At 65.2% G+C, this 23,321-nt stretch carries 22 protein-coding genes; 10 read left to right on the top strand and 12 right to left on the bottom strand.

Features of this window, described 5'->3' with window-relative positions:
• Positions 1–116 precede the first annotated feature (116 nt).
• From ACFZ8E_RS02620 to ACFZ8E_RS02645, 6 genes are all read left to right on the top strand, one after another.
• Entirely contained in the window at positions 117–596 is a 480-nt protein-coding gene (locus tag ACFZ8E_RS02620) for a hypothetical protein (protein ID WP_405041917.1), read from the top strand.
• A 606-nt stretch (positions 597–1,202) separates the two neighbouring features.
• Positions 1,203–1,670: an ABC transporter ATP-binding protein gene (locus ACFZ8E_RS02625; RefSeq protein WP_405041918.1), complete on the top strand. Its 468-nt coding sequence runs from the start codon at positions 1,203–1,205 to the stop codon at positions 1,668–1,670.
• Positions 1,642–1,998: a hypothetical protein gene (locus ACFZ8E_RS02630; RefSeq protein ID WP_405041919.1), complete on the top strand. Its 357-nt coding sequence runs from the start codon at positions 1,642–1,644 to the stop codon at positions 1,996–1,998. Before ACFZ8E_RS02625 ends, ACFZ8E_RS02630 begins: the two co-directional genes overlap by 29 nt.
• A gap of 3 nt (positions 1,999–2,001) precedes the next feature.
• Complete coding sequence (locus ACFZ8E_RS02635; RefSeq protein WP_405041920.1) at positions 2,002–2,835, top strand: ABC transporter permease; 834 nt, start codon at positions 2,002–2,004, stop codon at positions 2,833–2,835.
• Positions 2,836–2,871: 36 nt separating this feature from the next.
• A complete protein-coding gene (locus ACFZ8E_RS02640; protein WP_405041921.1) occupies positions 2,872–3,921 on the top strand; it encodes an ABC transporter substrate-binding protein in 1,050 nt (349 codons plus the stop codon).
• Between the two features lie 10 nt (positions 3,922–3,931).
• Positions 3,932–5,095 (top strand): LLM class flavin-dependent oxidoreductase, encoded by a 1,164-nt coding sequence (locus tag ACFZ8E_RS02645; protein ID WP_405041922.1) that lies wholly within the window; start codon positions 3,932–3,934, stop codon positions 5,093–5,095.
• Positions 5,096–5,741: 646 nt separating this feature from the next.
• On the opposite strand, the gene ACFZ8E_RS02650 is transcribed toward ACFZ8E_RS02645, so the two are convergent.
• From ACFZ8E_RS02650 to ACFZ8E_RS02695, 10 genes are all read right to left on the bottom strand, one after another.
• Positions 5,742–6,425, bottom strand: a complete 684-nt coding sequence (locus ACFZ8E_RS02650) for a type 1 glutamine amidotransferase domain-containing protein (RefSeq protein ID WP_405041923.1) — start codon at positions 6,423–6,425, stop codon at positions 5,742–5,744.
• Between the two features lie 96 nt (positions 6,426–6,521).
• Positions 6,522–9,221, bottom strand: a complete 2,700-nt coding sequence (locus ACFZ8E_RS02655; protein WP_405041924.1) for an excinuclease ABC subunit A — start codon at positions 9,219–9,221, stop codon at positions 6,522–6,524.
• Positions 9,222–9,338: 117 nt separating this feature from the next.
• Complete coding sequence (locus ACFZ8E_RS02660; RefSeq protein WP_405041925.1) at positions 9,339–9,707, bottom strand: hypothetical protein; 369 nt, start codon at positions 9,705–9,707, stop codon at positions 9,339–9,341.
• A gap of 41 nt (positions 9,708–9,748) precedes the next feature.
• Positions 9,749–10,588, bottom strand: coding sequence for an aldo/keto reductase (locus ACFZ8E_RS02665; protein WP_405041926.1), 840 nt, complete (start codon positions 10,586–10,588; stop codon positions 9,749–9,751).
• A 59-nt stretch (positions 10,589–10,647) separates the two neighbouring features.
• On the bottom strand, positions 10,648–10,962 hold the full coding sequence (locus tag ACFZ8E_RS02670) for a DJ-1/PfpI family protein (RefSeq protein WP_405041927.1): 315 nt from the start codon (positions 10,960–10,962) through the stop codon (positions 10,648–10,650).
• Positions 10,926–11,222 carry a DJ-1/PfpI family protein gene (locus tag ACFZ8E_RS02675; RefSeq protein ID WP_405041928.1) on the bottom strand — a complete coding sequence of 99 codons (297 nt, stop codon included), beginning with the start codon at positions 11,220–11,222 and terminating at the stop codon, positions 10,926–10,928. Before ACFZ8E_RS02675 ends, ACFZ8E_RS02670 begins: the two co-directional genes overlap by 37 nt.
• Before the next feature lie 200 nt (positions 11,223–11,422).
• A complete protein-coding gene (locus ACFZ8E_RS02680) occupies positions 11,423–11,725 on the bottom strand; it encodes a putative quinol monooxygenase (RefSeq protein ID WP_405041929.1) in 303 nt (100 codons plus the stop codon).
• Between the two features lie 405 nt (positions 11,726–12,130).
• Entirely contained in the window at positions 12,131–13,228 is a 1,098-nt protein-coding gene (locus ACFZ8E_RS02685; protein ID WP_405041930.1) for a two pore domain potassium channel family protein, read from the bottom strand.
• 22 nt (positions 13,229–13,250) lie between these two features.
• Entirely contained in the window at positions 13,251–13,856 is a 606-nt protein-coding gene (locus ACFZ8E_RS02690; protein ID WP_405041931.1) for a cyclase dehydrase, read from the bottom strand.
• Between the two features lie 69 nt (positions 13,857–13,925).
• Positions 13,926–15,098, bottom strand: a complete 1,173-nt coding sequence (locus ACFZ8E_RS02695) for a zinc-dependent alcohol dehydrogenase (protein WP_405041932.1) — start codon at positions 15,096–15,098, stop codon at positions 13,926–13,928.
• 352 nt (positions 15,099–15,450) lie between these two features.
• On the opposite strand from ACFZ8E_RS02695, the gene ACFZ8E_RS02700 reads away from it, so the two are divergent.
• On the top strand, positions 15,451–15,978 hold the full coding sequence (locus ACFZ8E_RS02700; RefSeq protein WP_405041933.1) for a hypothetical protein: 528 nt from the start codon (positions 15,451–15,453) through the stop codon (positions 15,976–15,978).
• A 6-nt stretch (positions 15,979–15,984) separates the two neighbouring features.
• Positions 15,985–17,685 (top strand): PAS domain-containing protein, encoded by a 1,701-nt coding sequence (locus ACFZ8E_RS02705; RefSeq protein ID WP_405041934.1) that lies wholly within the window; start codon positions 15,985–15,987, stop codon positions 17,683–17,685.
• 1,282 nt (positions 17,686–18,967) lie between these two features.
• On the opposite strand, the gene ACFZ8E_RS02710 is transcribed toward ACFZ8E_RS02705, so the two are convergent.
• On the bottom strand, positions 18,968–19,450 hold the full coding sequence (locus tag ACFZ8E_RS02710) for an Rrf2 family transcriptional regulator (protein WP_405041935.1): 483 nt from the start codon (positions 19,448–19,450) through the stop codon (positions 18,968–18,970).
• Between the two features lie 96 nt (positions 19,451–19,546).
• Between ACFZ8E_RS02710 and hmpA the strand changes: the two genes are divergently transcribed.
• Together hmpA and ACFZ8E_RS02720 are read left to right on the top strand one after the other, a co-directional pair.
• The gene (gene hmpA, locus ACFZ8E_RS02715) at positions 19,547–20,788 is read left to right on the top strand and encodes an NO-inducible flavohemoprotein (RefSeq protein WP_405041936.1); all 1,242 of its coding nucleotides are present in this window, start codon (positions 19,547–19,549) and stop codon (positions 20,786–20,788) included.
• A gap of 92 nt (positions 20,789–20,880) precedes the next feature.
• Positions 20,881–22,083, top strand: a complete 1,203-nt coding sequence (locus tag ACFZ8E_RS02720) for a YbfB/YjiJ family MFS transporter (protein ID WP_405041937.1) — start codon at positions 20,881–20,883, stop codon at positions 22,081–22,083.
• A gap of 214 nt (positions 22,084–22,297) precedes the next feature.
• Here ACFZ8E_RS02720 and ACFZ8E_RS02725 read toward each other — a convergent pair whose 3' ends face one another.
• Entirely contained in the window at positions 22,298–23,266 is a 969-nt protein-coding gene (locus ACFZ8E_RS02725; RefSeq protein WP_405044313.1) for an alpha/beta fold hydrolase, read from the bottom strand.
• Positions 23,267–23,321 lie beyond the last annotated feature (55 nt).

A 23,321-nucleotide genomic window follows, 5' to 3' on the forward strand; every position in this document is an offset into this window, starting at 1 on the left:
AGCACCGAATTGTGTAGTGGACGCTTGCGAGATCGGCCGATCGACGCCCCCCGCCTGGACAACGGACGTTGCGATTTCAATGCGGTCGATTTGCGTTGCGATGGAAGGAGAACACGATGGTGACGAGTAACAGGCTTCGCTCAGTCGCGACGGCGACGCTCATCGCCATGGCGGCAGCGATGCCGCCGGCGATGGCCGATGAATCGATGTCTGCCATCACCGGTCATTGGCACGTTGCGAAGGTTGCAGTGCCCGACAGCGGCGTCCAGGCGCTCGTTGACAACGACCCGAGCCTGATGGGCAAGCGGCTGACATTTACGTCTGCCCAGTTGGTTTGGAACCAGATGCCGTCCACCGGCGATGTCTGCACCAGCCCCAGTTTCGAGCAGCTCGATCAGTTGTCACAGGACGTGCGGCCCGAGCTACGCAAGCTCGGCATGCGCCAGCCCGTTGCCTACACGCTTCATTGTCGATCGGGCGGTTGGGGTCCGAGCCGTGAACCGACGATCTACCAGGGCGCGGCAGGGGCTCTAGCACTCCCCTGGTATGACGGCACGATGCTGATGCTCGTTCGCGACCCCGGTAAGCGTCCATGAGACGACAGGGCCTAGCAGGCGGCGAGGGTGGTTCAGCATATAGGCGTGTTAGCCATCTCAACGTCCGCTTCGGAGTATATGATTTTGCAGTCTGAACGACCGGGTTGGGTCGGGACCCGTCCGACCGCTCTACGAGCGGGTCGGGTGGGAGGCCGCCCGTCCGCTTATATTAGGTATGTGTTCGAAAGCGGACGATGGCTATGCAATCACGTTAAGGCACCAATCATGTGTAAGAAAAACAGGTAGTTTCTGCCGCAACAGTCCCATCTTCCGCCCTTTCGTCCGCAAGGCGTTGGATAGCGTCATTGACCTGCATGCGGGCCCTGTCGAGCAACAAGCCGAACCGTAGCAATTTTACTCTGCCCAGCTTTAATATGCAGTATTATCGTCTAATTGCGCAGCCAAATATGATATAAAATCCTTTTGACACGCAGGTATCTTCGTAGTAAATTATCTATTACTAAGCATTATTGATGCGGTGCTTACTTAGCAAGCGTGTTAATTATTATTTAGGTACAAATTTACACCAACAGTATTGCTGTATATCTTGTAAGTTTTTCGAAAAAAAATTTATAATGAGAATCTCGAAATAGTCGGAAGTGCGTCGTGTTCAGTTTTAATGAAATAAGCAAAAGTTATAAAGGTCGTGCAGATAGCACAACTTGCCTAGCGCTTTCGAACGTAACCTTCGATGTGCGCGACGGGGAGTTTTTATGCCTTATTGGTCCGTCTGGATGCGGCAAGTCGACCCTGCTGAATATCATGGCAGGATTTGACCGCCCGTCGAGCGGCAACGCGCTGTTCAGGGGATCTCAGATTGAGGATCCAGGACCCGATAGGACGGTGATCTTCCAGGATTATGGGCTTTATCCTTGGCTGACCGTCGAGGAGAACGTCGGATTTGCACTGAATGCTAAATCCTTGTCGAAACAGGAACGACGACAAATCATAGCGCGCCTCGTAGATTTCGTTCGACTGAATGGTTTCGAGGATCGCTTCCCGGACGAACTGTCAGGCGGTATGCGCCAGCGCGTGAGCCTGGCGCGTGAGCCTGGCGCGTGCGCTGGCGCCTGATCCGAGCGTCGTCCTGATGGACGAGCCCTTCGCGGCGCTCGATTCGATCACGCGCGACCTGCTGCAGGAGGAACTCCTCCGCATCTGGGCCGTCTCACGGCAAACATTCGTCCTGATCACCCACAACATCGAGGAGGCTGTCTTCCTCGCAGATCGGGTCCTGGTCATGAGCGGCCGCCCCGGGCGCATCGACAGCACCGTCGAGGTCGATCTTCCTCGACCGCGTACGAACGCGATCCGGGTCGATCCCCGCTTCGTCTCAATTAAGGAGGCGATCTCGGCACGGTTGCGGGCCAGCGTCCTCGCGCAGCACGGCGGGAGGCACTGAGCCATGGCCGAAGGCGTCGCAACGACAACCGCCTCGTCCCTGGCCTCCTCGGGCATCAGGGCCATACCGTTCGCGGCGTGGGGATGGATCGCCGGGGCCGCCTACGAGGCGAGGCGCTTCGTCCTCATCCCGCTCCTTCTCGCCGCCTGGGAACTGGCGGTGCGCGGCGGATGGCTAAACGGAGACCTCGTGCCCCCGCCCTCGGCCGTGCTGCGCGCGCTTCGTGACCTCGCCGCGAGCGGCATGCTCTGGGAGGACATCGGCGCCAGCATCCAGCGCGTGACGGTCGGCTTCGGAATCGCGGCGACCGTCGGGATCGCGTCCGGCCTTCTGCTCGGACGCATCCGGTGGCTGGCCTTCTACGTCCTTCCCCTCGTCGACCTCGTCCGTCCCATCTCCGTCATCGCATGGATCCCGCTCGCCATCCTGTGGTTCGGCCTCGGCGACCGACCGGCCTGGTTCATCATCGCCCTGGGCGCGTTCTTCCCGATCTTCAGCAACGCCTACCTGGGCGCGGTTTCGGTGGCCGAGATCCACCTGCGGGTGGCGCGATGCTTTGGAGCGGGTCGCTGGTTGACCCTGAGAAAGGTGCTGCTGCCCTCGGCGCTCCCGTACATCCTGACAGGGCTGCGTGTCGGACTGGGCGTGGGGTGGATGTGCGTGATCGCGGCCGAGCTGATCTCGTCGACGTCCGGGCTCGGTTACATGATCCAGCTCGCACGCACGACGATAGAGACCGAGAAGGTCCTCGCCGGCATGGTCGTCGTCGGACTGCTGGGTCTGTGCATGAACGGGATCATGCTCGGGCTCGAACGAGCCCTCGTTCGACGCCGGTGACCACCCCCCATCCTCGCACACCAACGGATGACTTCCATGCACCGCAGGCACTTCCTCGTCGGCTCGGGCCTCGCCGTCGGGGCCTGGTCCGGCCTTGCGCCGGCCCCGACCCGGAGCCAGGACCGCATTAAGGTCACGCTCGGCTACCAGTCCCTGTGGGCGGGCGGCGGCAGCATCTTCGAGACGCTTCGGCACACCAACATCCTTGAGCTGCACGGCATCGAGGCAACCTTCAGGACGTTCACCTTCGGTGGGCCCCTGGCGGAAGCCGCCGTGGCAGGCGCCATCGACAACGTCTTCGCGGCCGATGCCCCGACCCTTCGGGGGATGGCGAGGATTCCCGGCTCGAAAGTCCTTCACCGCACGCACGACCAGCGCTTCGCCGTGGTTGCGCGGCCCGATTTCACGGGCGGCCTGGCCGATCTGAAGGGCAAGCGCATCTCCGGACCTTTCGCGACGACGGTCTTCCCGCGCTGCGTCCAGGCCATTGTCGCCGCAGGGGTCAAGGAGCCCTTCAAGGAGATCCGCATTGTCAATCAGGACGTCGCGGAGCAGGCCGACGCGATGCGGGCCGGCGCCGTCGATGCCGTGACGACTTGGGATCCCACCCTTGAAAACTTGATCCGGCAGAAGCTCGGTCGCGTCGTCTGGCAGGCCCCGCTGGGGGCCGGGTCCGGTATCCAGGGTTTCTCGGGTTCATGGTTGCAGCGCTATGGCCAGGACGGAGCCGTGAGGTTCCTGAAGGCTTGGATCGTCGCCACCTGGTGGACCTCTAGGAACATCGAGCAGGCGGATGCCTGGTTCAGCAAGACGTCGCGTCTCGACGCCTCGATCCTGGATGTGGCGAGCAAGGCGGACCGCTATCTTCGGGCGCCGGTCGCCGACGTGAAGGCCCTGGATTTCCTGGTCTCGCCGCAGGAGGTGCAGGACACCCAAGGGGTCCTCGACTTCCTGCATGAGCAGAAACTCCTGTCGAACCGGATCGAGGCGGCGCGATTCTACGACATGGCGCCCCTGGAACGGGCCCAGCGGGAGATCGCTGCCGGCGACCACGTCGATGTCGGCCGCATCGACATCACCGCCTGAGACGAGCGCAATGGACCTACGACCCGATCTGCCGGACCCGCCCGAACCGGGCAGTTTCGGCGACAGCCCGCTGTCGCGGGCGCTCGCGCAACCCCTGATGCTGGGGCTGTTTCTGCCGATCCAGAGCGGGGGGTGGTCGCCCTCCCTCGAACCTCGCTCAACCACCTGGACCTTCGACTACAACGCCGAACTCACGCTCCGGGCCGAGGCCCTGGGCTTCGATCTTGTCTTCGGCCTGGCGGAGTGGGTCCGTCACGGCGGGTATGGCGGCGTGTCCCGGTTTCGCGAGGAGTCGCTCGATCCGTTCATCACGGCTACGGCCTTGGCCGCGCTGACCAAGCGGATCATCCTCATCTCGACGATCCACATCCTCTACGGCCCGTGGCATCCCCTTCATCTGGCGAAGTTCGGCGCGACCCTCGACCACATCGCGGGCGGGCGTTGGGGCGTCAACGTCGTTACCGGCTACGCTCCGCGCGAGCCCGTGATGTTCGGCATGCAGAAGGTCGAGCACGACCTGCGCTACCGCATGGCCGACGAGTTCACGACCATCCTGAAAAAGCTGTGGCGTTCGAGCGAGAACGTCTCTCTCTCGGGAGCGTACTGGCAGCTGGAAGATGCGTTCGCGCGCCCGCAGCCGCGCTTCGGCCGGCCGATTCTCGTGAGCGCGACGGGCTCCCCCGCCGGCTTCGATTATGCGGGACGCCATTCCGACATCGCCTTCATCACGAGTCCGGCCGGTGCCAAGCTTGAGAACGCCTTGCCGGCCCTGCCGGACCATATCGCCGCGATCAAGGCCGCGGGCCGGAAGCATGGGCGTGACCTGCGAACGCTGATCAACCCCATGATCGTCTGCCGGGACACCGATGCGGAGGCCTGGGATTACTACGACCGGATCGTCAGGAATGCGGATCAGGGCGCGGTCGATGGCTACGCCCGACACCATGCCCTCGCCGACAGCAAGGCGTGGAAAAACCACCGGCCGCAGGATCGCATCCTGGGCGGAAACATCCACATCATCGGGGGGCCTGACTACGTGACGGAGCAACTCGCCAACCTGAAAAGCGCTGGCTGCGACGGCTTGCAGATCTCGTTCTACGATTTTCAGCCGGACCTCGACTTCTTCGGGAAGAGGGTGCTGCCGCTGATGCGTCAGGCGGGTCTCCGCAACTGATGATTTCCCAAACTGCCGCCCTGCCGATATTATCATTATTAGCATTGGGGCGCTTGGCAGCAGATAGCCTAAAAATCTAATTCTCCCTTCTGCCGAACGATAGCAAAGGGTGAGATCGCTTCCGAATTGTACCTGATTGCGTTTCTACCACGAGGCTGGATTAGTTGAGGCTAGTCCACCTCTCTGGCGGATCATTTCCAACGGTGACTGGCAGCTTTCGGCTACCTCTAGCCGTCCAGATGAGCCTCCCTAAATGTCCGGTTCCCGGCATCGCGTGAAGTAACTTGAATGGCTGGGTCGGGTGGAGAGCAGTCTGGCTGCTTTTGAGCAGTGATGCCACGAAAACGGACCTCAGCTCGCACCGGGAAAGTCGACGGCTTTGCGCCCATCTTGGGCGTTCGGTAATCAAGAGCACGGTCAGGTCCCTCTAGGATCGACGTCGGGATTTTTTCATGCTTACCGAAGGGACTTAGATTTAAGCGTCCAGCTCCTCGAATGCAGCGTCGAGAGGTTTCGAAACTGGTAAGGCAGGTGTGCGACTCATCCGACCGTAGGTCCATGCTTTCCCCAAGCATCCGGCAAACGGACCTCCCTGGAACTTGCAAAGGACTGCGAGAGCTCTTCACAAGTCGATCGCCCCAGTGGTTCATCGATTGTCGAGATACGCCTTCATGCGCTCGGCCGTCGGTCCGGACGAGGCCGGGTTCTGGCCGGTGATCAGCAGCCCGTCCCCGACCACGTACGGCTCCCAGTCGCCGGCCTTGGAGAACACGCCGCCCGCCCGCTTGAGCTCGTCTTCGACGAGGAAGGGGACGATGGCAGTCAGGCCTACGGCCTCCTCCTCGGTGTTCGTGAAGCCGGTGACGGCCTTGCCGGCGACGAGCGGCTTGCCGTCGGGCGCCTTGGCGTGACGCAGAACGCCGGGGGCGTGGCAGACGAGGGCGACAGGCTTGGCGGCCCGGAGCGTCGTCTCGATCAGCCGGATCGAGGCGGGGTCCTCGGCCAGATCCCATAAGGGGCCATGCCCGCCGGGATAGAACACCGCGTCGAAGCCCTCGTGGGTGACGCCGTCGAGGCGGCCTGTGTTCGACAAGGCGGCGCTGGCTTCGCCGTCCGCCTCGAAGCGTCGGGTCAGGTCGGTCTGGGCGTCCGGCTCGCTGCTCTTGGGATCGAGCGGCGGGCGGCCGCCCGCGGGCGAGACCAGCACCACCTCCGCACCGGCATCCTTGAACACGTAGTAGGGCGCGGCCAACTCCTCCAGCCAGAAGCCGGTCTTGCGCCCGGTGTCGCCGAGTCGGTCGTGCGAGGTCAGCACCATCAGGATCTTCATCGTCGGTCTCCGGGGGCGGTCTGAGGTCTATCGTTCTGGATGCCGTCATCGACTTTGGCGCTGATCAAGCGCAGATTCCGTATCAACGACGGGTCGTCAGGGACGCTGCGGGACCGCGCCCCCGCCTTCGTAGGCATCAAGCTCTTCCCGGAGATAGGGTGCCGTGCGGCTCGCCCGCGCCTCGGCGACCACTTCGGGACGGCCGGCCGCGACGACAATGCCACCCAGGTTTCCGGCACCGGGCCCCACGTCGATGACGTGATCGGCCCCCGCGACGACGCGCATGTCGTGCTCGACCATGACGACCGTGTTGCCCGCATCGACCAGGCCGTTGAGCTGGAGCATCAGGCGATCCACGTCGGTCGGGTGCAGCCCGGTCGTCGGCTCGTCGAGGACGTAGAGCGTGCCGCCGCGCTGGCCCCGCTGCAGCTCGGTGGCGAGCTTGATGCGCTGGGCCTCGCCGCCGGAAAGTTCGGTCGCCGGCTGGCCGAGGCGCAGGTAGCCGAGGCCGAGATCGCGCAGCACGGTGAGCGGGCGTAGCACGGATGGCTCGTCCGCGAAGGCAGCGCAGGCGCGCTCGACGGTGAGCCCGAGCACGTCCGCGATCGTCAGCCCGTTCCACGTCACCTCCAGGGTCGCGGGCGCATAGCGGGAACCGTGGCAGGTCGGGCAGGGGGCGTAGACGCTCGGCATGAACAGGAGTTCGACGCTGACGAACCCCTCGCCCTCGCAGGCCGAGCAGCGGCCCTTAGCGACGTTGAAGGAGAAGCGGCCGGCGTCGTAGCGGCGGCGCCGCGCCTCGGGGGTGGCGGCGAACAGCTTGCGGACGGCGTCGAACAGGCCGGTATAGGTCGCGAGGTTCGAGCGGGGCGTGCGCCCGATCGGCTTCTGGTCGACCTGGACCAAACGCCGGACCCCTTCCAGGCCGCCGACGATGCGCCCTTCCGTCGGGCCCGGCGCGTCGTCGAGGGGATCCTCCGGCTCGTCGTCGGTCTCGACGGGCCGTCCGAGGCGGTCGCCGACGAGTTCCAGCAGGGCTTGGCTCACGAGGCTCGACTTGCCGGAGCCGGAGATGCCGGTCACGGCGGTGAGGCATCCGAGCGGGAACGCGGCCGAGACCCCGCGCAGGTTGTTGCGGACGATCCCCTCCAGGCGCAGCCAGCCCGAGGGCTCGCGCCGCGGACGCCGCGGCGGCTTGACCAACCCGAACAGGTGCAGGCGCGTGCGCGACGCCTCCACATCGCGAAGACCTTCCGGCGGCCCGCTGTAGAGCACGGTGCCGCCGTGCTCGCCCGCCGCCGGGCCGACATCGACCAGCCAGTCGGCGCGGCGCATCGTGCCGATGTCGTGCTCGACGACGAACAGCGAATTGCCCGCGGCGAGCAGGCCCGCCAGCGCTTCGTGCATGGCGTCGCCGTCGGCGGGGTGCAGCCCGGCCGTGGGCTCGTCGAGCACGTAGGCCACGCCGAAGAGCTGCGAACGGAGCTGGGTGGCGAGGCGCAGGCGCTGCAGCTCGCCCGAGGACAGGGTCGTGGTGACCCGATCCAGCGACAGGTAGCTGAGACCCAGCTCCGCCAGCGTCCCGATCCGATCGACCAGGTCGGCGGCGAGGCGCTGGGCGGCGAGGCGCTTCTCGATGGAGAGGTTCGGCGTCGCGCGCACGTCCGGCGCCCCCGCATGGGCCGACGCGCCCGCAGCGGCGCGCCGGGCGCGATCCCGTCGGGCGGCTTCGCGGTCGAGGGTCTCCTGGGCGGCATCCTTGGCGGGGCGGTCGTCGGGCAGCCTGTCCTCGGCCGCCGGCCGCATCGCCTCGGCGAGCTCGGAGAGCGTCATGCGCGACAGCTCGCCGATGTCCAGCCCGGCGAAGGTGACCGAGAGCGCCTCGGGTTTCAGGCGCTTGCCGTGGCAGGCGGGGCAATCCTCGCTCACGAGGTAGCGCGCGGCGCGGCGGCGCATGAGGGCGCTCTGCGAGTTGGTGAAGGTGCCGAGCACGTGGCGGCGGGCGCTCGTGAACGTGCCCATGTAGCTCGGCTCCAGGCGACGCCGACGGGCTGCCTGCGTCTGCTCCGGGGAGAGTCCGGCATAGACCGGCTCCTGCGGCTGGTCGTCGGTGAACAAAATCCAGTCGCGAACTGCCCGCGGCAGATCCTTCCAGGGCGTGTCGACGTCGATGCCCCGGCTGACCAGGATGTCGCGCAGGTTCTGCCCGCCCCAGGCCTGCGGCCAGGCCGCGACGGCCCGCTCGCGGATCGTCAGCGAAGGGTCGGGCACCATGGACGTTTCCGTGGCGTGGTAGACCCTTCCGAGCCCGCCGCAGGACGGGCAGGCGCCCTGGGGCGTGTTGGGCGAGAAGTCCTCCGCGTAGAGCATCGGCTGGCCCGGCGGGTAGGTGCCGGCCCGCGAGTACATCATCCGCACGAGGCTCGACAGGGTGGTGACGCTGCCGACCGAGGAGCGGGCGCTGGGCGTACCGCGCTGCTGCTGCAGGGCGACGGCGGGGGGCAGCCCCTCGATGGCGTCGACGTCGGGCACCCCGACCTGATCGATCATCCGCCGGGCATAGGGTGCGACCGACTCGAAGTAGCGTCGCTGGGCCTCGGCATAGAGGGTGCCGAAGGCGAGTGAGGACTTGCCGGAGCCGGAGATGCCTGTGAACACCACGAGGGCATCGCGCGGCAGCTCCACGTCGACGTCGCCCAGATTATGCTCGCGGGCGCCCCTCACCGTGACGTAGCCCGGCCGTCCCGCGCCTGATCGAGCAATCCTCACCGGTTCTCTCGGCTTCGGCTGGTCCATGGGACATCCTCTCGACATATCAGTTCTCGCAGGGCACCGGGCGTTGCCGCGCCGACGAGAGGTTTAGGAGCGCGGGAACCACGCGCCAGTCGATCGCTCGGAATGCACGCAGGCGGTTCAAACGAAATCCGCAGTTTTCATCCTCGGCAAGCGGGTAAGTACGGCCGAAGGAGCGTTTGCACGGCTTGGGTCGGAAAAGATCCCGAACAGTCGGCCAGGAAACAGCCCCGGCAGCACAACCGCATTGCCAGTGAACGACAAACGTCTGTGGTGGGCCGTCTTGGGCGACGCCTGGAGGGCCGCGTTTTGATGGCCGCTGTATGCGGCGCGAAATCGCTCGCGCCGACGATGGAGAAGGCTGCCGCCGCCGGGGTAGACGGCGGCAACAAGGTCCGTGGGCGTCTCACCGCTGCTGGCCCGGACGCCGGTGCCGCGTTCGGGCTGCATGATCAATCCAGCGTCGAACACTCGCTCCGAGGCGCGCATCGCGATCCGTTCCTTCCGCCTGCAGCGGATTTTCATGGGCCCTACAGCATGGGAAGTCGGCGTGGCCGGGAGCCGAGCGGGAATGCCGCGTCGATCCGGGCAAGTTCGGCTTCCGTCAGCTGCAGCGCGGCGGCGGCCGCGTTGTCGGCGACGTGCTCGGGGCTGGACGCCTTGGGGATCGTGAGCAACGACGGTCGCCGCACCAGGAAACGGAGCGCCACTTGACGTGCGGTCGCGCCGTGGCTCGACGCGATCTCCCCCAAGACGCGGTACCCCGACGTGTACGGGCTGGGAAAGCTGCCATGGCCGAATGGGCTGTAAGCGACCGTGGCGATACCGTGCTCCTCACACCACGGCAGTACCGCGTGCTCGATGGCACGCTCCTGGAGATGATAGAGGACTTGGTTGCAGGCGATCCGGCCCTCGCCCCCGGCTTTCCAAGCGGCATCGAGGTCGGGCACGTCGAAGTTGCTCACCCCCCAGGACAGGATCTTGCCCTGCTCGCGAAGCCGCTCGAAGCCGGCGAAGGTGTCCTCCAGTGGGTGCGGACCGGGCCAGTGCAGGAGGTAACAATCCAGCCTGTCGGTGCGCAGGCGCGCGAGCGAGCGCTCGCAGGCCGCCACGGTCCCCGCGCGCGTCGCGTTGCTGGGGAGGACCTTGGAGACGAGGAAAACCTCCTCGCGCCGTTCAGCGATAGCCTCGCCGACCACGGTCTCGGCGTCGCCGTACATCTCGGCCGTGTCGATGTGGGTCATGCCGAGGTCGAGACCCCGCCGCAGGGTCGCGACAGCGGTGGGTCGGTGCGCGTCGTCAATGTACCAGGTTCCCTGGCCGATCACCGCAATCTCGCGTGGCACAGGACCGAACGGACGCCGCTCCATGCTCTTCGGTCCCGACGGAGAGGGCGTTTGCTGTGCAGCGTCAACGGCGGCTTTCGGTTTCATTGGGCGGCTGCCTGTCGCGACGGTCCCCGTGCGCTCGCGAACAGCTTGATCACCTCCGGGTTGAAGGCCGGGATGTCGTCGGGTTTGCGACTCGTGACCAAGCCCTGATCGACGACAACCTCCTCATCCACCCACTCCGCGCCGGCGTTCTTGAGGTCGGTCATCAGCGACGGCCAGGAGGTCAGGCGCCGTCCGCGTGCGGCCCCCGCCTCGATGATGGTCCAGGGGCCATGGCAGATCGAGGCCACGGGCTTGCGGGCGTCGAAGAAGGCCTTCACGAACGCGACCGCCTCGGGCAGCGCGCGGAGCATGTCGGGGTTGATGACGCCACCCGGCAGCAGGAGCGCGTCAAAGCCTCGGACCGGGCACTGTCGAGGGGCATGTCCACCGGGAAGGTGCCGCCCCAATCCGTAAAGTTCCAGGCCTTCACCCGACCGTCCTTGGGCGACACGAGCCGGGTCTCGGCACCCGCCTCGTCGAGGGCTTTGCGCGGCTCGGTCATCTCGATCTGCTCAGAGCCGTCCGTCACCAGGATCGCGACCTTCAGGTCGTTGAGGGTTTCAGAAGTCATGTTCCTCTCTCCGTTCGACAAGGATTGGGTTCGGGACGGCCCTCACCGCCCGCTCGGACGCCGCGGCCCGCTCGAGGAGAGGGCGGGCCCTTTGAGGCGACGCCGGGCTGAAACGGCTGAACGCTCAAATCGTAGTTCCTGCGGCCAGCATGAGCGCGTTCCCGGCGTCGGCCTGCGATCCATGGGGCACCGGCCCCCCGCTACCGGGGAAGCTTCGAGGCGAGCACGTCGAATTCCTGGATCGAAGGCGGCTCGGAGAATAGTTCGGACGCCTGTGCCTCCAGCGCCTGCGCGACGCCGCCGGACAGATGGGCCTGCCGGCCCGCCTCGTCGGGGAAGGCGTCAAAAATTCCGAAGGTCGACAGTCCGATTCGAACGGCGAACCAAGCTGTTGTCGCCGGCTCCTGCTCGACAATCGAAAGGCCGCCGCGCAGAAAACTTTCCACGTCGGCCTCTCTTCCGGGCTTCGCTTCCAGTCGTACGAAAAGCGCTTTGGTCACCATGGTAGGCTTCCTTGGAGGGTGAGGATTGGTCGTTCCAGCCCCGAGCATTGGATGGATTTCCCAACCTGAAGCCGCGGCTTCTATGAGAAGCGTGTCATGCATTCCGCGATTGTATGATCCGGTAGAGTCCTAAGGTGTTGTCCGCAGCCTGAATCGAATATTCCTCAATTTCAGACAATTGCTTTACGTCGCAGAAACAGCGATGTCCTGCCGACGTTCGAAACCGGCAATGAAGGTTGAGGCGACCCGTCTTCGGGGATCAAGACGCTGGGCCAAAGTCAGCTCTTCCGGTGCTATTTCTCGGCGGCGGAGCAGCGGCTCTCGAGTGCGCGTTCGACGAAGCTAACAGACCAGCAATAGCGAGCGCGTGCGGGCGCTGTTTTCGATACGCTCGGACGAAGCGTTTCAGGGGTGTGACTCCCTCCCGGGTCTGAACTCTTCGATGTGGTAGGCCATCGCAGGGGCCAGTCGTGCGATGTGTGGCTGCCACCGCGCCCGCAACCCGACATAGGTCTCTGGATCCGGCCCGCCCGGTATCGGCTCGACGCCGGCTTCCGAAAGCCGCCCGACGGCCGTTGCGTAGCGGGTACGCCATGCCTCGCGCTCGGGACAGTTTGCGTCGGCGGGCGTTGGCAGATCCCCGGGCTGGAACGTCGTTTCGAGCGTGACGACAAGCAGCATGGCGACGCGCCAGATCGCATCGACAGCGGCGCTCTCCTTGAGCCATGCGGCCTGACCATCCACAATTCCGCTTCGGATCAGCGACACCGTGTCGAGCGCGATGAACGCCTGCGCCGAGACGGAATAGAAGGGCTGCCGGAACCGGAAGTAGAACAGCACCGGATAGAAGTGATGCGCCTCCTTCATTTCGGCGAGGGACCCAGCGACATCGGCCAGGTGGGTGTATCCGGAACTGAACTGTCCTCCGGGCCCGAGACGTACCAGGAGTTCGGCCGCATCCGAGGTCTCAGCCGCCAGCAGATGCAGCTTCAGGCCGAGGGCATTGCGCTGCCGAAGCGCGCTGTAGACCTGCATCACGTAGGTCAGGACCAGCGACGTCACCGACATCCCGATGAGCGAGTTCACGAGGTAGAGGACCCGGTAGGCATCCGTGGCCGGTTTGAAGTCGCTCGCCCCCACGATCGCGATGCTGCTGCCGCCCGCGTACAGGGCGGTCACGAAGTCGGCCGGGGTTTCGCCCCCGCTCGCCCGAACGGCCGTTCCCAATGCCGGGTGGATGATGAGGCCGGCTCCGACGGTCAGCCCCATCGACCAGAAGAGGACGTAGACGATGAGGATGACCGGGCCGCAGGTGGAGAGCACCGCACCCCGTCGCCCTGCGAAGAGGTCGCCAGCACGGCGGAAGATCGCCCAGATGAGATGGGCCACCCGGTCCGCGAACAAGCCCGTTCCGATGCGTGCGTAGAGGACAGTTAGGAAGACGTCGGCGAGGACGAGCCCCATCACGAGCGCGCCTGACACCTGCTCGAGAACAGGGAGCATCTGGCCTACCATTCCGTTGCGTTCAGGCGTTGGCCAATGTCCAGGGACGCATCGCCTCCGGGCCGATGATGTCGGACGGTTGCGTGAAGTCGCGAGCCGCTCCCCGCATCGCCTCGGCAGGACGCCGAAATCCGCTGCGGCGGCGGTAGTCCCGTTTGACCTTCTCGGATGGAGCGAGGGGTGCCTTCGCGAGATTCTGCGCGCAGATCACGTCGACGGCGGTGACGCTCACCAGAGCCAGTAGTGCCAGCAGCACGTTGTGCTTGCGGGGATTGGGGTCTTCAAGCCCGGGCAGAACCGTGGCGATGTCGAGCGCGTCCCCCGCGACGCGTGCCGAGATCCAGGGGGTCGGATCGCCTGAGCCCAAGATCCCGGCTCCTTGGACGAGTTCGCGCACGCCATAGGCCCGGATGACCGGGGCCGAGCGCGGCATTCCGAGCCAGCGCGCAATGGAACCGCCATAGGCGAGTTCGGTGAGACCGAGACCGATCGAGAACCAGCCGAGACCTTGGGCGAGTGCCCGGGTTCCGGGATCTGGCCTACGGCGCGGGTCCGAGGTGAGATAGCTCGGCAAAGGCGTCTGCGCGGGGGGGCGGCTCCGGTCGCGTGGGTACGTGGACTCGGACATGCTGGCTTCCTCGGTGGACACGGGGGCGAAGCGGCAGAGCCGCCGCAGCGCAGCGCGCTGCGGCACCAGTCACGGCCGGAGCACGACCTTGATGCAGTTGTCCTTCTTGTCGCGGAAGGTCTTGTACATCTCCGGTCCCTGTTCGAGCCCCGCCCGGTGGGTGATGACGAAGGAGGGGTCGATCTGCCCGTCGGCGATCCGCTTCACGAGGTCGTCGGTCCAGCGGTTCACGTGAGTCTGGCCGGTGCGGACGGTGAGGCCCTTGTTCATCAGGGCACCCATCGGGATCTTGTCGACGAGGCCGCCATAGACGCCGGGGATCGACAGGATGCCGGCGGGACGGCAGACGTAGATCATCTCGCGCAGGACCGTGGCGCGGTCGCTCTCCAGCATCACCGCCTGCTTGACGCGGTCGTAGACCTGTTCGAGCGCGCGCGGTGAATGGGCCTCCATGCCGACGGCGTCGATGCACTTCTCCGGACCCTTGCCGGCCGTGAGTTCGTTCAGCCGCTCGACGGTGCTCTCCTGCGTGTGGTCGATGGTGATGGCGCCGCCGGCCCGGGCCATCTCCAAGCGCTCGGGCACGCTGTCGATGCACACCACCTGCTTGGCGCCCAGCAGGATCGCCGAGCGGATCGTCATCTGGCCGACCGGGCCGGCGCCCCAGATTGCCACGGTGTCGGTGGGCTGGATGTCGGCCTGCACCGCCGCCTGCCAGCCGGTGGGAAAGATGTCGCCGAGGAACAGCACCTGCTCGTCGGTGAGCCCCTCCGGCACCTTGATGTGGGTCTTGTCGGCGAAGGGCACGCGGACGTACTCGGCCTGCCCGCCCTGGTAGCCGCCGGTGAGGTGGGTGTAGCCGAACAGGCCCGCGGTGGTGTGCCCGAAGGCCTTCTCGGCCAGGTGCTTGTTGCGGTTCGAGCGCTCGCAGACCGAGAAGAAGCCGCGCTTGCACTGGTCGCACTGGCCGCAGATGATCGTGAACGGGATCACCACCCGCTCGCCCTTCCGGAGGGCGCCGTTCACGCCCTTCCCCGTCTCCACCACCTCGCCCATGAATTCGTGGCCCATGACGTCGCCCTTCTCCATGCCGGGCATGAAGTGGTCGTAGAGGTGCAGGTCCGAGCCGCAGATCGCGCAGGCCGTGACCTTGATGATCGCGTCCCGGTCGTCCTCGATCCGCGGATCGGGGACGGAGTCGCAGCGAATGTCTTGCGTGCCGTGCCAGACCAGAGCTCTCATTGTGATCTCCTCGGAAGCGTCGGTGACGATTCATCTCCGTCGCGCGAGCGGCGAGCCATCCGGAGGATCCCTAGGGAGATTCCCGAGTCGCGGCTCGTGGAGCAGCCTCACCCGGTCGAGCCGGGCCTACCTGTTGCGGCTCCGGGCAGTGCCCCGGGGAACAGGCACGACAGCATCGACGATGTCGTGCCGGCGCTGAAATTTTCATCGATGCCGATCGTCTATTCGCCTATCGCGCGAGAGCAGAAGACGTGCGATACGCATGGGTACCGAGAAAATGCGGAACATCAGCCCGTTGTAACTTAGGAGGGCGGATGTCATGCTGAGTCGTTCGCGATCAGAAGCTGGGCCGATGGCGACCCTCGACTACGCCCTCGGGGGAGTCGAGCGAGCGCTTCGCGATCAAAGCCCCCTGCTTGCATCGATCCTGAACACCCTGCCCCTCGGCGTCGGCATCTATGATCATCACGGGCATCTCGTTCTTTCCAACGCGCTCATGCACCCTTACGTCGGGCTGATCGGGCAGGCCTCGCGCGATCCGACTCAGATGAATCGCTGGCGCGGGTACGAGGGCGACGATGGGCCGATCACGCCCGATCGGTACCCGGGCAACCGGGCCTTGCGCGGCGAGACGGTCTTGCCGGGAGTCGACTTCCTCCACATCGAGCAGGACGGACTGGAACGCTGGCTTCGTGTCGCCGCGGCGCCCTTCCTTCGCGACGGCAGCAATGAAGCGGTCGTCGTCATCCAGGATGTCGATGATCTCAAACGGGCCGCGAAGCGGATCGAGGCTGCATCGGCGGAACTGGCCAGTCAGTCCCGCTTTCTCGAGGCAACGCTCTCGTCGATTCCGGATTTCGTCTACGCCTTCGATCCCTAGAAGCGTTTGGCCTACGCGAACGCGGCCATGCTGGCCCTGTTCGGCCTGCCTGCCGAGGAGATGCTGGGCAGAACGTTCGCTGACCTCGATTACCCGTCCGACCTTGCCGCTGAACTCAACGGGCACGTCGATCGCGTCCTGAATGAGGGCGTGACCACGGAGGGCGAGGTCTATTACCGGAGCCCGACGGGCTACGGCGCCTACTTCGACTTCCACTGGGGGCCCGTCCGCGCCGATGACGGCTCGGTCGAGTTGGTCGTTGGCGTTTCCCGAGACACGAGCGAGCGGCGCGCCATGGAGGAGAAGCTCAGGCGGAGCGAGGCTCGCCTCAGGGCCGCAACCGAACTCGTCGGTCTCGGCATCTACTCATGGGACCCGATCACCGGCGCCCTCAACTGGGACGCGCGCGTGCGCGAGATGTGGGGCGTCCCCCCTGACGCGCCGGTCGACGTCGGCGTCTTCGAGGCGGGAATCCACCCGGAGGAACTCGCGCGGGTCCATGACGCCATCGCGGCCTGTGTCGATCCGGCCGGGGACGGGTGCTACAACATCGAATATCGGCTGATGAGACGCGACAGCGGCGAAATCCGGCATGTCGCGACGTCCGGTCGGACGACCTTCGCGGACGGTCGCGCCGTCGGATTCATCGGCGCCGTGATCGACGTCACGGCGCAACGCTGTGCCGAAAGGTTTGTCCGAGAGAGCGAGGCACAGTTCCGCAGCTTCGCGGAGCATAGCCGGAGCCTCCTCTGGATCGGCGATCCGGAAGCGGGACAAATCGTCTATCGAAGTGCCGCCTTCGAGCGGATCTGGGGCGTGCCGTGCGCGGAAGGGCCGACCGCGTTCAGTGAATGGATAAAAGATGTCCACCCCGCCGATCGGCAGCAGGTCGAACGGTCGCTCGAGCTTGTCCGAGCCGGTGAGGCGGTTCAGTTCGAGTACCGGATCATCCGTCCCGGGGATGGCGCGATCCGCTGGCTGCGCGAGACCAGCTTTCCGATCCGGGACGAGAACGGTACAGTCCATCGATTGGGCGGGATCACCGCCGATCTGTCGAACCAGGACGAGCATCAACTCTACATCGTCAGCACGAAAATCGGTGAGGCGCGACGGCTCGCAAACATGGTTCGAAGCCTTGAATATCGTGTCCGAACCTTCGATAGCGCATCTGCTTTCCTCGACATGGCCCCGGTCCTCACGCCGGGTTGCGTACTTGTCGACGTCCGGCAGTCGAGGAATGAATGCCTTGCGATCCCGCGGGAACTCAGGGCGCGTTCCATCGCGTTGACGACCATCGCGCTCGGTTCGCCCACGGCAGATGTCGCTTCGGCGGTCGCCGCCATGAAGGCTGGCGCCATCGACTTCGTGAGCCTGAGCGATGAGGATGCACCGCAATCCGCGCTGCTGATCGCGATATCCGAGTGTCACAGTGACGCCCGGCCGACGACATCCGATGAGAGCGCCGCGGCGCGGTTGGCGCGGTTGACGCCTCGAGAACGCCAAGTCCTCGTCGGCCTCGTCGACGGTGGAACCAACAAGACGATCGGCCAGCACCTCGGTATCAGCCCCCGCACGGTGGAACTGCACCGCGCCCAAGTCATGAACCGCCTCAACGCAGCCAGCCTAACGAACCTGCTCCAGACCGCGCTGGCCGCAGGGATCGTGCCGTCAGGCTGCGTCGGTCGCGATCAGCAAAAGCTTACCTAGGATCGCTCCGATCCTGTTCGGCCTGCCCTGGCAGCCCCAGGGGGAAGAAGCTTCTGAGAGCATTTTCGCTCAGCCGATGGCGATCGCATGTGCCCCGGCAGGCAGATTCGACGATCGCAATCGCGAGCTGACGTCGTGTCTCCGCCGCGAAGCGATCAGCCGCGCAAGCGAGGTTTGCAGCGAGCATCGAGGTCCAAGCCAGATCGAACCCTTTGCACATCGCTTTGACAATATCGGGAGTGAAGACCGCAGCGTTGGGGTCCATTCGTTCGAGGTGCGAGCCCTCCCAAATCCCCGTTGTCCGACCAGCCGAAGACCACCGATGTATACTGCCCTTCATTCGTGCCTCCCCTGATCAGTCAAGAAGGCATTCTGTCAAGGCCAACGCTACCCGGTAGCTCCCTAAGGGAAGCTACATACGGCAGAGGTGGCGGCTCCTTCCCCGGCAACGCGGCGGCGAACATGCGTCCAGGGACAACGAGGGAGAGCGAGGTCGCCGTGTTTTCGAAAAGGCCTCATCTGCCGTAGGCATGCGCTGCTCATCGGTTCAGACTTGTTCCCCCGGCTGTCATGTCCGTAGCTTATGGCGCACGATCGCCGGCATGCTCCGCGTGCATCGAAATAATCTCAGAACCGCTCGAAGCGAAAGCGGCCTTGGTAGACAAACTTGCTTCAATGAGACGCCATTCCCAACCGGAAGGCCGATATTAGGCAGTGGCAGCGGATCAGAGGTGTCACGCCACATGTCCGCTTCTGCACACCGCATCGGGGAACGCGAACGACTGCGTTGGGTCGGTATCCGCCGGTCCGCTCAATGGCGGGCTTAGGTGGATTTTTACCTGTCCGCTTCCGGAAAGCAATTCGCTGAAGCGGACGTCTGACAGAATCACGAAGCGCGACAGATCATCGCCTCAAGGCGATCCACAGACTTGTCGTGGGATCAGTCACCCGCTTTGATGTTTTCCAGCTGAACGTCGCTCGCCTTTACCGCAAACGTAAGTACTTCGAGACCGCGGGTTCTCAAATAAAACGGCATGGCGCCGACCGATCTGGCGATGGCCCGGACGCTTACGGCTCAGATAGCGTTCTGCCTGGGGCCAACAGCGAGAAACAGCCTTTCACCGCCCGGTTGCGCCACTCATGGACACTAAAGTCATTTATATGTCGCCGGGATGCATATCCGCGCTCATTGTAATTCCACCCCGGGGCAATGACGTATCATAATTTGGTGCTAGCAGCGCGCCGCCTCTGCTTTCAGAACATGAAGCTCAGATCATATCGCTCATAGCTTCGTAGGAGGGCAAAGATGTGGTGCCACCTCTGTCATTGGGAAAGGCAGGCCAAGCAGGGTGGCAATCTCGATCCCTTCATTTCCACCCAGCAGATCGGCCAGGGTATAGCGGTCGAGAACCGCGAGAAACGCCAACAGGGCTTCACCGAGCGCACGCCGAAGGCGGCAAGGAGCCGTGATCAAGCAGGAGCCGCCTGCGAAGCACTCGACCAGCGCGAGGTCCTCCTCGGTCTGGCGCACCACCACCCCAACGACGATCTCCGCCGGGGATTTCGCGAGCCGCATGCCGCCGCCGCGGCCCCGGATCGTGCGGATCAGTCCAAGCCGTCCGAGTTGGTGCACCACCTTCGTCAGATGGCTTTCGGAAATGCCGTAGGCCCGCGCGATCTCGGCAATCGAGCTTTGCCGCGGCTCATGCAAGCCGACGTAGATCAAGGTTCTCAGGGCGTAGTCGGTGTAGCGCGTCAGACGCATGGCAGCTCCCGTCGAGCCATAAGGTATATATCTATTGCACCTTTTCAATCCGGCGTTCATAAGGTGTATTCCATATATACCTTATGAGAGATGCAGATGTCGATCCCGCTCTCCCCGGCCACCATTGCCCTGATCAAGGCCACCGTACCTGCCCTTGAGGGACACGGCCTCACCATCACCCAGCGCATGTACGAGCGCCTGTTCGTCGACGCGGAGATGCGTGCCCTCTTCAATCAGTCCCATCACGGCGAGACCGGGTCTCAGCCCAAGGCGCTGGCCCAGGCCGTGCTCGCCTACGCACGCAACATCGACAACCTCGGCGTGCTCGCCGGCGCCGTCGAGCGGATCGCGCAGAAGCACGTCGCCCTAAGCATCCTGCCGGAGCATTACCCCCACGTGGCGGAGGCTCTGCTCGGCGCGATCCGGGACGTGCTCGGCGAGGCAGCCACGCCCGAGATCTGCGCCGCCTGGGGAGACGCATATTGGTTCCTCGCCGAACTGCTGATCGGCCGCGAGGCCACGATCTATCGCGACCTCGCCACGAAGCCCGGCGGCTGGAACGGTTTGCGCGAGTTCGTCGTGGAGAGCGTCACCCGGGAGAGCGAGACGATCTGCTCCCTCGTGCTGGTCCCGTCCGACGGGAAGCCGGTCCTGCGTCATGAACCGGGGCAGTATCTGGGCTTCCAGTTCGACCTCCCCGGCCACGGCGTGCTCAAGCGCAACTACTCCATATCCTGCGCCCCGAACGGTCACGCCTATCGCATCACCGTGAAGCGGGAGGCCGCGCCGGGCGTGCCCGCCGGCGTCGTCTCGAACTGGATGCATGACCATGCCGGACCGGGAACCTCGGTCCGGGTCGCTCCGCCGGCCGGGGATTTCTTCCTCGACCGAGGCACGGACGGGCCGGTGGTCCTGGTCAGCGGCGGCGTCGGGCTTACCCCCATGATCAGCATGCTGGAGACGATTGCCGAAACCTCGCCGGAGCGTCCGACCTGGTTCGTCCATGGCGCGCTGAACGGACGGGTCCACGCCATGGGCGCACACGTACGAACCCTGACCGACGGCCACGCGAACCTGCATTCCCGCTTCTTCCATGCGGAGCCGGACGAGCGGGAGCCCGCCGACAGGCACTCCGCGGAGCCCGGCCTGGTCACCGCGGAGTGGCTGGTGGCGAACACCCCGCGGGAACTGGCGACCTACTACCTGTGCGGCCCCAAGCCCTTCCTGGCCGCGCTCGTGAACGGGCTCGGGCGCCAAGGCATCCCCGTCGAGCGTATCCGATTCGAGTTCTTCGGTCCGGCCGATGAACTGGTCGAGGCACCGAGACGGGCCGCCTGAGCCCCATCGCGTCGCCGCACGAAGTGCGGGCTGACCGAGACACCCCACAGGACCTCGTCGAGATATGACGAGGGCCGCCGGATGAGGGATCCATGAGCAACCAATCGGTTTCATCCCCGGCGCTCGACCGGTCCGCGTGGTTTGTCGTCGGCAGCGGCCTTGTCGCCCTCGGCGTCGCCATGGGCATCGGTCGTTTCGCCTTCACGCCGTTGATGCCGCTGATGATGCGCGACGGCACCCTCAGCGCCGCGGCCGGTACGGAATGGGCGGCCGCCAATTACGGTGGTTATTTCATCGGCGCCCTGACGGCGTCCTGGTTCTCGTCCGATCCGCGCCGCGGGCTGCTCCTGAGCCTCCTCGGCGTCGCGCTGACCACCCTTGCGACCGCCCAGGTGGGTGCGGAGGGGGCGCTCGCCGGCGCCCTGCTGCGGGCGGCGGGCGGCCTGTTCAGCGCCTGGGCATTGATCTGCGCCAGCAGTTGGTGTCTGGCGGAACTGGCCCGGCGGCAGGTCTCGCACCTCGGCGCCTGGATCTACACGGGCGTCGGCCTCGGAATCGCGCTTGCCGGCATGTTGTCCTGGCTCGGCGGTCGACAGCCGGCGGCTTGGTTGTGGCTGGAACTCGGGGCCGCCGCCGGTGCAGGTGCCCTGTTCGTCTGGATGCGTTCCCGGGCCCCCGGCGTGACCCCGGCGCCGGTCGAGGAACACGAGGCGACGGCCATCGCGAACAACGCCCGCGGGGGACACCTGTCCCTGGCCCTCTGCTACGGTGTCTTCGGGTTCGGCTACATCGTGCCGGCCACCTTCCTGCCCGCCATGGCACGCACGCTCACGCCCGACCCGCTGGTGTTCGGGTTGATGTGGCCGCTGTTCGGCCTGGCCGCAGCGCTGTCCGTGGCGGCGGTGGCACGCTGGCTGCCGACGTGGTCACGCAAGCGGCTCTGGGCGGTGGCACAGGGGACCCTGGCCCTCGGAACCGCCCTGCCGCTGATCGCGCCGTCCCTCTGGGCCATCGCCGCGTCGGCGGTCCTCGTGGGCGGAACGTTCATGGTGATCAGCATGGCGGGCCTGCAACTCGCGCGCGAGGAGCGGCCAGACAACCCGACCCCCTTGCTGGCAAGGCTGACGGCGGCCTTCGCCGCCGGTCAGATCGGCGGACCGGTATTGATCTGGATGATCGGGACCCGGCAATGGGCCGGCCTGGACGCGCTGGGCCTCGTCGGCGCCTGGGCCACCGTGCTGCTGCTGCTTAGCGCGGTGTGGCTATGGCACGACGCCCGTCGTTTCCGGGCGTAGGCGGTCGGGCCTTACCGGTCGTGGGGTGGATCCCGACCGGTCACACCCATGCGGTCGCGAACTCAAGGCGTGCGCCGACCGGCATCGCGTGAATGAAATGTCGGACGGGCGAGCCGGCTCCCATTGGAACGGGGCGGCTCGACCATGACGTCGGGATCGGGGCCGGACCCAGCCATGGCCGGCATATCACTCGGCCCACGATTCCCGGGGGATGCTACCTCGCCCCGCGAACGCCCTTGGGGTCGTCCCCGGGCTGCGTCAGTCTGGCCATGAATGTCCGCGCCAACTGCGCGACGTCTTCGGTCTTCTCGTCGAGCGCAAAATGTCCGGCATCCAGGATATGCACGTTGGTATCCGGTACATCGCGCTTGTAGCCTTCGGCGCCCGGCACGATGAACGACGGGTCGTACCGGCCCCACATGACCAACATGGCCGGTTGGTGTTCCCGCAGCCAGGCTTGCCATAGGGGATAGGAGGCCACGTTGGTCCGGTAGTCGTAGAGGAGCGCCGCCTGGATCTCACGTTGACCGGGGCGGGAGAGCCACGCAAACTCATCGTCCCACGCGTCCGGATTGTACCGCTCCGGATTTGGGCTGTTGCCGAGATGCCTCTGCTTGGTTCCTTGATACCCGACGAAGGCGTCGATCTGTTCGGGATGGGCGGCCGGATCTTCCCAGAATCTGGCGATATTCGACCACTTGGGGCCCAGCCCCTCACGATAGGCATTCGCGTTCTGAATGATGATCGCCTGCACCTTTTCGGGTGCCGCCATTGCCATGCGGAAGCCAATCGGGCCGCCGTAGTCCTGCATGAACAACGTGTACCGTGTAAGACCCAACTGGTTCAGCAGTTGCGCCGTGGTCTCGGCGAGATGTTCGAACGTGTAGCGATAACGGTCCGGGGTGGGTGCCTCACTCTGCCCAAATCCCGGATAATCCGGTGCGATCAGATGATACTTGTCGGCCAGGAGTGGGATCAGGCTCTCCCACATCCGCGACGAGGAGGGATAACCGTGCAGGAGCACAATCGTCGGCGCATCCTTCGGACCCGCTTCGCGATAGAACAGCTTCACACCTTCAACTTCGGCCGTCTTGTAGACCGTTGTGGCCGTCGTGTACGGCAGGCTTTGCGCCGGCAAGGAAGACAGCAGAACACTCAAGGCTATGGCTCCGATCATTTTCATGGGATTGTTGGCAATCTTTGAAGCATGATGCGGCATAACACCCTGTACGGTTGAC

This window comes from Methylobacterium sp. HMF5984 (assembly GCF_045033435.1).
Taxonomy (GTDB): domain Bacteria; phylum Pseudomonadota; class Alphaproteobacteria; order Rhizobiales; family Beijerinckiaceae; genus Methylobacterium.